Annotated in this window: 8 protein-coding genes; 6 read left to right on the top strand and 2 right to left on the bottom strand. The window is 65.1% G+C overall.

Annotation, left to right across the window (positions count from 1 at the left end):
* Window positions 1-117 precede the first annotated feature (117 nt).
* The 4 genes from ABD842_RS00040 (at window position 118) to acs (ending at window position 7,324) form a co-directional block, all read left to right on the top strand.
* Window positions 118-2,910, top strand: a complete 2,793-nt coding sequence (locus tag ABD842_RS00040; RefSeq protein ID WP_345108264.1) for an ATP-binding protein — start codon at window positions 118-120, stop codon at window positions 2,908-2,910.
* A 67-nt stretch (window positions 2,911-2,977) separates the two neighbouring features.
* Entirely contained in the window at window positions 2,978-3,355 is a 378-nt protein-coding gene (locus ABD842_RS00035) for a response regulator transcription factor (protein ID WP_345108261.1), read from the top strand.
* A gap of 72 nt (window positions 3,356-3,427) precedes the next feature.
* Complete coding sequence (locus ABD842_RS00030; protein WP_345108258.1) at window positions 3,428-5,344, top strand: AMP-binding protein; 1,917 nt, start codon at window positions 3,428-3,430, stop codon at window positions 5,342-5,344.
* Window positions 5,345-5,413: 69 nt separating this feature from the next.
* Window positions 5,414-7,324, top strand: coding sequence for an acetate--CoA ligase (gene acs, locus ABD842_RS00025; protein WP_345108256.1), 1,911 nt, complete (start codon window positions 5,414-5,416; stop codon window positions 7,322-7,324).
* 89 nt (window positions 7,325-7,413) lie between these two features.
* On the opposite strand, the gene ABD842_RS00020 is transcribed toward acs, so the two are convergent.
* Both ABD842_RS00020 and ABD842_RS00015 read right to left on the bottom strand, forming a co-directional pair.
* Window positions 7,414-7,947: a hypothetical protein gene (locus tag ABD842_RS00020; RefSeq protein ID WP_345108253.1), complete on the bottom strand. Its 534-nt coding sequence runs from the start codon at window positions 7,945-7,947 to the stop codon at window positions 7,414-7,416.
* Window positions 7,948-7,961: 14 nt separating this feature from the next.
* Window positions 7,962-9,119, bottom strand: a complete 1,158-nt coding sequence (locus ABD842_RS00015) for a zinc-dependent alcohol dehydrogenase (RefSeq protein WP_345108251.1) — start codon at window positions 9,117-9,119, stop codon at window positions 7,962-7,964.
* Between the two features lie 322 nt (window positions 9,120-9,441).
* Between ABD842_RS00015 and ABD842_RS00010 the strand changes: the two genes are divergently transcribed.
* Together ABD842_RS00010 and ABD842_RS00005 are read left to right on the top strand one after the other, a co-directional pair.
* On the top strand, window positions 9,442-9,627 hold the full coding sequence (locus tag ABD842_RS00010) for a hypothetical protein (RefSeq protein WP_345108248.1): 186 nt from the start codon (window positions 9,442-9,444) through the stop codon (window positions 9,625-9,627).
* 3 nt (window positions 9,628-9,630) lie between these two features.
* On the top strand, window positions 9,631-9,975 hold a 345-nt coding region (locus ABD842_RS00005), incomplete at its 3' end, for a transposase family protein (RefSeq protein ID WP_486326997.1).

The raw sequence follows: 9,975 nt of genomic DNA, 5'->3' as shown, positions 1-9,975 counted from the left end.
CAAAACGCTTCCAAATCCAAGCCCGTCAACGCCCGCATTTGGCGGTCGTCTGTAATCGTATTCACATCTAGCATGCCCAAAAATACTATTTGGGAACAACTCTACTAATTAAAAAGAATGTCCAAGCTGCTCGTCATTGGCTTTTCCCTGGGCTACCTCGCCCTGCTGTTCGGGGTGGCGTATGCGGCGGAGCGGCGGGCGGGGTCGGCGCGGCGCAGCCTGGTGAGCAACCCCTACGTGTACGCCTTGAGCATGGCCGTGTACTGCACGGCCTGGACGTACTACGGCTCGGTGGGCCGGGCGGCGCACTTCGGGCTGGAGTTCGTGGTCATTTACCTGGGGCCCACGCTGCTGGCCCCGGCCTGGTGGCTGGTGCTGCGCAAAATCATCCGCATCTGCCGCCTGCAGCGCCTGACCTCCATTGCCGACTTCATTTCGGCCCGCTACGGCAAGCGGGCCTCGCTGGGCGCCCTGGTGACGGTGGTGAGCGTGCTGGGTATCATTCCCTACATCTCGCTGCAGATCAAGGCCATTGCCGCCTCCTTCGATATTCTCACCCGCGAGGCCGGCGCCCTGGCTCAGCCGGTAAATGAGGCCGCGGCGGGCTCGGCGCTGTACACCACCGTGGCCCTGGCCTTCTTTACCATCATCTTCGGGGTGCGCTCCATCGAGGCCACCGAGCGGCACGAGGGCATGGTGCTGGCCGTGGCTCTGGAAAGCCTGGTCAAGCTCGTGGCGTTTCTGGCCGCCGGCCTGTTTGTGACCTACTACCTGTTCGAGGGCTTCGCCGACGTGTTTGCCAAGGCCTCCGCCGTGCCCGAGCTGCGCCGCCTGTTTACCCTGCACGAGGCCGGCACCGGCCCGGGGCAGTGGCTCACGCTGCTGCTGCTGAGCATGGCGGCCATCCTGCTGCTGCCCCGGCAGTTTCAGGTGGCGGTGGTGGAGAATGTGAACGAGGACCACCTGCGCAAAGCCATGTGGCTGTTTCCGCTCTACCTGATCATCATCAACCTGTTTGTGCTGCCCCTGGCCTTTGGCGGCCGCCTGCTGAATGCCGGCACCAGCCTCGATGCCGACACGTTTGTGCTGGCCCTGCCGCTGCAGGCCGGGCAGCCCTGGCTGGCGCTGCTGATTTATCTGGGTGGCCTGTCGGCGGCCTCGTCCATGATTATCGTCGAGACCATTGCCCTGAGCGTGATGATGAGCAACCACCTGCTCATGCCTCTGCTGGTGCGCATTCCCTCGGCCCGCAATGAAGGGGCACGCTGGTTTGCCTACCTCGGGCAGGTGGCCCTGCACAGCCGCCGCCTGGCCGTGGTGCTGGTGCTGCTGCTGGCCTACGGCTACTACTCCGCCGTGGGCCACCTGCTGCCGCTGGTCAACATCGGGCTGGTGTCGTTTGCGGCCGTGGCGCAGTTTGTGCCCGTGGTGCTGGGCGGCCTCTACTGGAAGGGCGGCACCCGGCAGGGCGCCACGGCGGGCATTCTGGCGGGCTTCGCCGTCTGGTTTTTCACCCTGGTGCTGCCCACCATGGTCGGGCCCATGCTGCCCGATTCGGTGATGACCCAGGGGCTGTTCGGACTCAGCGGGCTGCGGCCCTTCGCCCTGTTTGGGCTGGAGGGGCTCGACTACCTGTCGCACGGGCTGTTCTGGAGCTGGCTGTTCAACGTAGGGTTGTACGTGGGCGTGTCGCTGGCCGGGCGGCCCTCGGCGCTGGAGCAGCGGCAGGCCGACGTGTTCGTGGACGTGTTCCGCTACCGCACCGTATTCGAAGGGCCCGCCGGCTGGCAGGGCGCCGCCCCGCTGCCCGACGTGCGGACGCTGCTGATCGGCTTTCTGGGAAAAAAACGCGCCAACCAGGCCCTGAACGCCTTTGCCGACCGGTTTCCCGAAGCCCACGCCCACGACGCCGACCTTGCCCTGCCGCTGGGCGACGCGGCCCTGCCGCCCGCCGATCCGCGCCTGCTGGCCTACGCCGAAAAGCTGCTGGCCGGCAGCATCGGCCCCGCTTCGGCCCGCCTGCTGCTGGCCTCGTCGGTGGGGGTGGAAGACATCAGCTTCGACAACGTGGTGGGCATTCTGCGCGAGTCGCAGCAGGTGCTCGAAGCCAACCGCCAGCTGCAGAAACAGTCGCGCCAGCTCCAGCGCCTCACCGACCAGCTCCAGCGCGCCTACGACCAGCTGCAGGAGCTGGACCAGCGCAAGGACGAGTTTCTCTACACCGTAACCCACGAGCTGCGCACCCCGCTGACCAGCATCCGGGCCCTGTCGGAAATCCTGGCCGACAACCCCGAGCTGGAGGAAGAGGAGCGCCACCGCTTCCTGAGCACCATCATCAAGGAGTCGGAGCGGCTGAGCCGGCTGATTACGCTGGTGCTGGACCTGGAAAAGTACGAGTCGGGGCAGGCCACGCTCGACACCGAGCTGCTCGACGTGGCCGAGGTGCTGGGCGACGCCATCGAGTCGGTGGGGCAGCTGCTGCGCGACAAGCACATTCAGCTCGACCTGGTGGTGCCGCCCGGCCTGCCCCCGCTGCCCGGCGACCGGGACCGGCTGATGCAGGTGCTGGTGAACCTGCTGTCGAACGCCATCAAGTCCTGCCGCTTCGGCGGGGGCGGCCGCATCGGCGTGGTCGCCGCGGCCGATGCGGCCGCCGGCACCATCCGCCTCAGCATTCAGGACAACGGCAAGGGCATCGACCCGGCCTACCACGAGCTGATCTTCGACAAGTTTTTCCAGGCCAAAAACCAGATGACCCGCAAGCCCGAAGGCTCCGGGCTGGGCCTGGCCATCACCAAGAAAATAGTGGAGCTGCACGCCGGCCGCATCTGGGTGGAAAGCCAGGCCGACGAAGGCGCCGTGTTTTCCCTGGAGCTGCCCCTGGCCGCCGCGCCGCCGCTGGCTCCTTGAGCTCCTCCCCACAACGCCAACGCCAACCTCAACCCCGCTACTGCCCGCCCGCCAACCTTCTTCCGCTATGAAACGCCCCCACATTCTCATTGTCGACGACGAGCCCAACATCATTATGTCCCTGGAATTTCTGATGCGCAAAAACGGCTACCAGGTCAGCCTGGCCCGCAACGGCACCGAAGCCCTGGAAGCGGTGGACCGCACGCCCTTCGACGTGATTCTGCTCGATATTATGATGCCCGACGTGGACGGCTACCAGGTGTGCCAGCACGTGAAAGCCCAGCCGGACCGCCAAGCCACCAAGGTCATTTTCCTGAGTGCCAAGAGCAAGGACTCCGACATCCTCAAGGGCTACGAAGTAGGCGCCGACCTCTATATTTCCAAACCCTTCAGCACCCGCCTGCTGATGGAAAAGGTGAAAGAGTTTCTGAATTCCCCGACCTGACCCGCGGCCGCCCGGCCCTTGCCGCCGCCCGTCGTTCCATCCTTTTCGCTCGTTCCTGCCGCCCTTCGCCCTATGGAAACTTTGCCCGCTCCCTACGCCGCCGCCCACGCCGCCAGCCTGGCCGATGCCGCCACCTTCTGGGCCGCGCAGGCCCGGCAGATTCACTGGTTCCGGCTGCCCGAGGAAACGCTCAGTACCGATGAAAACGGCTTTTACCGCTGGTTTCGGGGCGGGCGGCTCAATACCTGCTTCCTGGCCCTCGACTACCACCTAGAGCAGGGCCGCGGCGCCCAGACGGCGCTGATTTACGATTCGCCCGTCACCGGCACCAAGGCCCGCTACACCTACGCCGAGCTGCTGGACTTGACGGCGCGCTTCGCCGGGGGCCTGCACGATTTGGGCGTGCTGCCCGGCGACCGGGTTATCATCTACATGCCCAACGTGCCCGAGGCCGTGGTGGCCATGCTGGCCTGCGCCCGCCTCGGGGCGGTGCATTCGGTGGTCTTCGGCGGGTTTGCCGCCCCCGAGCTGGCCCTGCGCATCGACGACGCCCAGCCCCGGGTGATTATTGCCGCGTCCGGCGGGCTGGAGCTCGATAAGGTGATTGCCTACAAGCCGCTGCTGGATGCCGCCATCGAGCTGGCCGTCAGCAAGCCCGCGCACACCGTCATCTGCCAGCGCCCCTTCGTGCAGGCCGCCATGGTGCCCGGCCGCGACGTGGACTACCGGGAGCTGCTCAAGGCCCCGCCCGCCGACTGCGTGCCGGTGGAAGCCACCGACCCGCTCTACATTCTCTACACCAGCGGTACCACCGGCAAGCCCAAGGGCGTCGTGCGCGACAACGGCGGCCACGCCGTGGCCCTGCGCTACAGCCTGGGCGCCGTCTACGGTCTGCAGCCCGGCGACACCATCTTCACCGCCTCCGACATTGGCTGGGCCGTGGGGCACAGCTACATCGTGTATGGCCCGCTGATCAGCGGCTGCACCACCGTCCTGTTTGAGGGCAAGCCCGTGCGTACGCCCGATGCCGGGACCTTCTGGCGGGTGGCGGCCGAGTACGGTGCCCAGGTGATTTTCACGGCGCCCACCGCCATCCGGGCCATCAAAAAGGAAGACCCCGCGGGCCGGCTGGTCAAGGACTATAACCTGGGTCGCCTGCGCCAGCTGTTTCTGGCCGGCGAGCGGTGCGACCCGGCCACCTACACCTGGGCCACCGAAGCGCTCGGCGTGCCGGTTATCGACCATTGGTGGCAGACGGAGTCGGGCTGGCCAATGCTGGCCACGCTGGTGGGGCTGGCGCAGATGCCCCCGCCCCGGGCGGGCAGCGCCGGCCACGCCGTGCCCGGCTACGACGTGCAGATCCTCGACGAGGCCGGCCGGCCCGTGGCGGCCGGCATCACGGGGCTGGTGGCCGTGAAGCTGCCCTTGCCGCCCGGCTGTCTGCCCACGCTCTGGCAGGACGACGAGCGGTTTCGCCGCGGCTACCTCGACGCCTTCCCCGGCTACTACCTCAGCGGCGACGGCGGCTACCGGGATGCCGACGGCTACTTCTTTATCATGGGGCGCGTCGACGACGTGATAAACGTGGCGGGGCACCGCCTGAGCACCGGCGAGATGGAAGAGCTGCTGGCCGCCCACCCGGCCGTGGCCGAGTGTGCCGTGCTGGGCATTGCCTGCCCCCTGCGCGGGCAGCGCCCCATCGGGTTGGTCGTGCTCAAGAATGGCTCCGCGGTGGGGGAGGCGGAGCTGGAACAGGAATTGGTCAGCCTCATCCGGGCGCAGATTGGCGCCGTGGCCAGCTTCCGCAACGCCCTGATCGTGAAGCGTCTGCCCAAAACCCGCTCCGGCAAGATCCTGCGCAAAACCCTGCGCCAGCTCGCCGACGGCGAAGAATTTGCCCCGCCCTCTACCATCGACGACCCGCTGATCCTGGACGAAATCCGGGAGCGGCTGGCGGTGCGGGGCGTGGGGCTGGCCTTCGAGAAATAGGGCCCGGCCGCCCGGCCGGCTGCAGAAAAACGCTGACAACAGAAACTCTCTTCTTCATACCCCACCATCATGCCCGCACAACATCCCCGCATCCACAGCTTTGCCGAGTACGAAGAAACCTACCGCCGCAGCGTAGACAACCCCGAGCAGTTCTGGGCCGAGGCCGCCGAGGGCTTCACCTGGCGCCGCAAGTGGACCACCGTGCTCAAAGCCGACCTGGTCGGGGGCCACAACGAGTGGTACAGCGGGGCCAAGCTCAACATCACCGAAAACTGCCTGGACCGCCACCTGACCGCCCGCGGCAACAAGCTGGCCCTGATCTGGGAGCCCAACGACCCCAAAACCCGGCAGATCCGCTACACCTACCGCGAGCTGCACCAGCACGTGTGCCAGTTTGCCAACGTGCTGCTGAATAACGGCGTCGAAAAAGGCGACCGGGTCTGCCTCTACATGCCCATGATTCCGCAGCTGGCCATTGCCGTGCTGGCCTGCGCCCGCATCGGGGCCGTGCACTCGGTGATTTTCGCCGGCTTCTCGGCCACCGCCATTGCCGACCGCGTCAACGACGCCCAGGCCACCGTGGTGCTGACCTCCGACGGCCTGAACCGCGGCCCCAAGCAGATTCCGGTGAAGCGGGTGGTGGATGAGGCCCTGGAAAACTGCCCTTCGGTGCGCCGCGTGATTGTGGTGGAACACCTGGGCTGGCCCGTGCACATGCAGGAGGGCCGCGACGTGTGGTACCACGACGAAGCCAAGGAGGCCGCCAAAACCTGCCCCGCCGAGGAGATGGATGCCGAAGACATGCTCTTCATTCTCTACACCTCGGGCAGCACCGGCAAGCCCAAGGGCGTGGTGCACACCACGGCCGGCTACATGGTGTGGGCCGACTACACCTTCCGCAACGTGTTTCAGGTGCAGGAAAACGACGTGTACTGGTGCACCGCCGATATCGGCTGGGTGACGGGCCATTCCTACCTGCTCTACGGCCCGCTGCTCAGCGGGGCCACCACGCTCATGTTTGAGGGCGTGCCCACCTACCCCGATGCCGGCCGCTTCTGGGAGGTGATTGACAAGCACGGCGTGAACGTGTTCTACACCGCGCCCACGGCCATCCGCAGCCTGATGGCCACCCCGCTCGACAACGTGCTGAGCTACTCGCTCGACTCGCTGCGGGTGCTGGGTACGGTGGGGGAGCCCATCAACGAAGAGGCCTGGTACTGGTACCATCAGCACGTGGGCAAGGAGCGCTGCCCCATCGTGGATACGTGGTGGCAGACCGAAACCGGCGGCATTATGATTTCGGCGCTGGCCGGCATCTCGCCGCTCAGACCCACCCACGCCGGCCAGCCGCTGCCCGGCGTGCAGCCGGTGCTGCTCACGCAGGAGGGCCAGGAAATCGAGGGCAACGACCAGGAAGGCTACCTGGCCATCAAGTTTCCCTGGCCCGGCATCATCCGCACCACCTACGGCGACCATGAGCGCGCCCGCCAGACCTACTTCGGGGCCTATCCGGGCTACTACTTCACCGGCGACGGCGCCCGCCGCGACGAGAACGGCCTGTACCGCATCATCGGCCGCGTGGACGACGTGATAAACGTGTCGGGCCACCGCTTCGGCACGGCCGAAATCGAAAACGCCATCAACCAGAACGCCCACGTGGTGGAAAGCGCGGTGGTGGGCTACCCGCACGACGTGAAAGGGCAGGGCATCTACGCCTTCGTTATCTGCCGCGAGCCGGTGAGCAAGTCCGACGCCCTGCACGTGGAGGCCAGCATCATCGAAACCATCGTGGCCGAAATCGGCAAAATCGCCAAGCCCGACAAGATTCAGCTGGTGTCGGGGCTGCCCAAAACCCGCTCGGGCAAGATCATGCGCCGCATCCTGCGCAAAGTGGCAGAAGGCGACACCAGCAACCTCGGCGACACCAGCACCCTGCTCGACCCGGGCGTGGTGGAGGAGATTATCCAGGGTAAAAAGTAGTACCAGGCCCGATCTGCGGGGGCACTGCCCAAAAAGAAACCCGACCCGCTTGGCAGCAGGCCGGGTTTCTTTTGGGCTTTGCGGGCCGCCTAGCGGGCCGAAGGATAGCGGTACTGAATCTTCTTGCCTTTGCGCGACTTCTTGCCCTTAGAGCTGAGCAGGAGCACGACGCCGGTCGTCACCGCGGCAATGGTGGCCATCTTGGTCAGGAAAGCCGTGCGGTTGTGCTTCATTTCCACGGCGTAGCCTTTCTCGGCGAAGATGTTGGGCACCTTGCCGTGCATCAGATCCTCCACGATGCCTTCCACCACGTTGATGCGGTCGGCCAGCAGCAGGGGCAGCCAGTGGCCGTAGTGGCTTTCGCTGTATTTGAACGCCACCCGGCGCAGCATGCCGCTCAGGCCCATCGGCGGAACCGACTCGCCAAACACGGCCGACACGTTGGGCCGCTCAATGGACTGCAGCAGCTCCACATCGACGGGCTGCAGGGGCGGGCGGTGCTTGCTGTCCGGGTCCTGGGTCACGTTCATGCGGCTGCGCATGGGGTAGGTCGGGTCGTTCTTCGGGTCCGCGTCGATGCCCCAGCCGGGGATGTTCTTCGGATTTTTACCAGTAGTTTCCATAGTCAGAGAGGCGGTTAGCGGTTGGCGGATGGGGGAATCAGCACGGTCTTGATGCAGTTGTCCAGCTTGGCGGAGAACATGCGGTAGCCGTCGGCCACTTCCTCCAGCGGAATGCGGTGGGTGATGAGCTCCTTGGGCTTGATGATGCCGTTTTGCACGTGCTCAATCAGCCGGGGCAGCAGGCGCTTCACCGAGGTCTGGTTGCCCCGGATGGTCAGGCCCTTGTTGAGCACATTGCCCATCGGCACGAGGTTGTCCGTCGGGCCGTACACGCCCACGATGGAGACGACGCCGCCTTTTTTCACCGAGTTGACGGCCCAGTGCAGGGCCGTGGCCGAGCCGGCCTGCAGCAGCAGCTTGCGGCCCGTAATGGTCTGCATGGCGTTGCCGGCGGCCTCGGCCCCCACGGCGTCGATGCACACGTCGGCGCCCATGTAGTCGGTGATTTTCTTGATGAAGAGCACCGGGTCATCCATGTCCTTTTCGAAGTTGTAGGCCTCGCAGTAGGAGTAGTTTTTGGCAAACTCCAGGCGGTAGTCCTCCTTGTCGATGATAATGACGCGGCCGGCCCCGAACAGCCAGGCGCAGCGGGCCGCCATGATACCGATGGGGCCGGCGCCGAATACCACGACGGTGTCGCCGGGCTGGATGCCGGCCATTTCGGCAGCCTGGTAGCCGGTAGGCACTACGTCGGTGAGCAGTACGGCGTCATCCGGGTCCATGCCGGCCGGAACGACGGTGGGCCCCACGTTGGCGTAGGGCACCCGGGCGTACTCGGCCTGGCCGCCGTTGAAGCCGCCGGCAGTATGAGAGTAGCCGTAGATGGCGCCCACGCCACTGGCCATGGTGTTCGACTCTTGGCAGTTGCCAAACATGCCCTGCCGGCAGAAGTGACACTCGCCGCAGGCAATGTTGAAGGGCACAATCACCTGGTCGCCAACTTTGACCTTGGTCACGTCGGGCCCGATTTCTTCAACTACGCCCACGAATTCGTGGCCGAAGGTGGTGCCCACGCGGGTGTCAGGCACGTTGCCGTTATACAAGTGCAGATCAGAGCCGCAGATGCAGGTGCGGGTAACCCGAACAATAGCATCCTGGGGATGCTTGATTTCGGGCATGGGTTTCTGAACGGCGCGGACCCGCTTGGGGCCCCGGTAATCCATTGCTAGCATAGCATTCCGGCGTTTGGTTGGGGTAGAACAGAGCAGCCGGGCCAGAGCACATTGCGGAGCCGGCACCCAGGAGGTGCCGGCGCCCAAAGCGTCGGGGTATCGGGTCCAAATAGTACTGGGTCCAGCCTGGTTTGGGTTACAGGCCGCCGAGGAATAGGCCGGAAATCCGTGTTAATGCCGAAGGGCTACGTATAAATCCGGAGGAAAAGCAGGTTGTCAGGGTTGTTGCGGACTTGCCGGTCAGCTTAAAGAACAGGGCTTGCCGCACCTGTCCGCTTCCGGATAAGTATATTACCTTACCTCATTACCTAACCGACCCGCCATGACCAGCCCCACCGAAAACCCAACCCCGCCGGCCGATACCACCCAGCCCGAGAGCCTGGAAGAAGCGGTGCTGGATATGCTGCATATGTTTGACCCCACCACCGCCTTGCACGAGCTGCAAGTGCTGGAGCAGGACGAAGAAACCCCGCCGCCCGCCCCGGAACAGCGGCCCGCCCAAAGCTAAGANATACGGGCCGCTATCCAACGTAGTCAGGAAAGCCTACAAACGTTAGCCTCCCGTCACGGCATCAACCCCAAAACGGTGGCCAAGTGGCGCAAACGCACGACGACAACAGATGCCGCGATGGGGCCGACGCCCGTCTCCACCGTGCTGACGCTCGCGCAAGAGGCAATCATTGTGGCGTTCAGAAAACACACCTTATTGCCGCTCGATGATTGCCTGTATGCTTTGCAGGCCACCATTGCTCACCTGTCGCGCTCGGCGCTGCACCGCTGTCTGCAGCGGCACGGCATCAGCCGCTTGCCGCTAAGCGAAGAGGGCCAAAGCCCGCCGAAAAAGAAATTCAAGGAC

Source organism: Hymenobacter algoricola (genome assembly GCF_039539525.1).
GTDB lineage: Bacteria > Bacteroidota > Bacteroidia > Cytophagales > Hymenobacteraceae > Hymenobacter > Hymenobacter algoricola.
This window is presented reverse-complemented; position numbering and strand designations above follow the sequence as displayed.

Coding starts and splice junctions, on each gene's coding strand:
- ABD842_RS00040 (WP_345108264.1), top strand. CDS start 118: ATGTCCAAGCTGCTCGTCATTGGCTTTTCCCTGGGCTACCTCGCCCTG.
- ABD842_RS00035 (WP_345108261.1), top strand. CDS start 2,978: ATGAAACGCCCCCACATTCTCATTGTCGACGACGAGCCCAACATCATT.
- ABD842_RS00030 (WP_345108258.1), top strand. CDS start 3,428: ATGGAAACTTTGCCCGCTCCCTACGCCGCCGCCCACGCCGCCAGCCTG.
- acs (WP_345108256.1), top strand. CDS start 5,414: ATGCCCGCACAACATCCCCGCATCCACAGCTTTGCCGAGTACGAAGAA.
- ABD842_RS00020 (WP_345108253.1), bottom strand. CDS start 7,947: ATGGAAACTACTGGTAAAAATCCGAAGAACATCCCCGGCTGGGGCATC.
- ABD842_RS00015 (WP_345108251.1), bottom strand. CDS start 9,119: ATGCTAGCAATGGATTACCGGGGCCCCAAGCGGGTCCGCGCCGTTCAG.
- ABD842_RS00010 (WP_345108248.1), top strand. CDS start 9,442: ATGACCAGCCCCACCGAAAACCCAACCCCGCCGGCCGATACCACCCAG.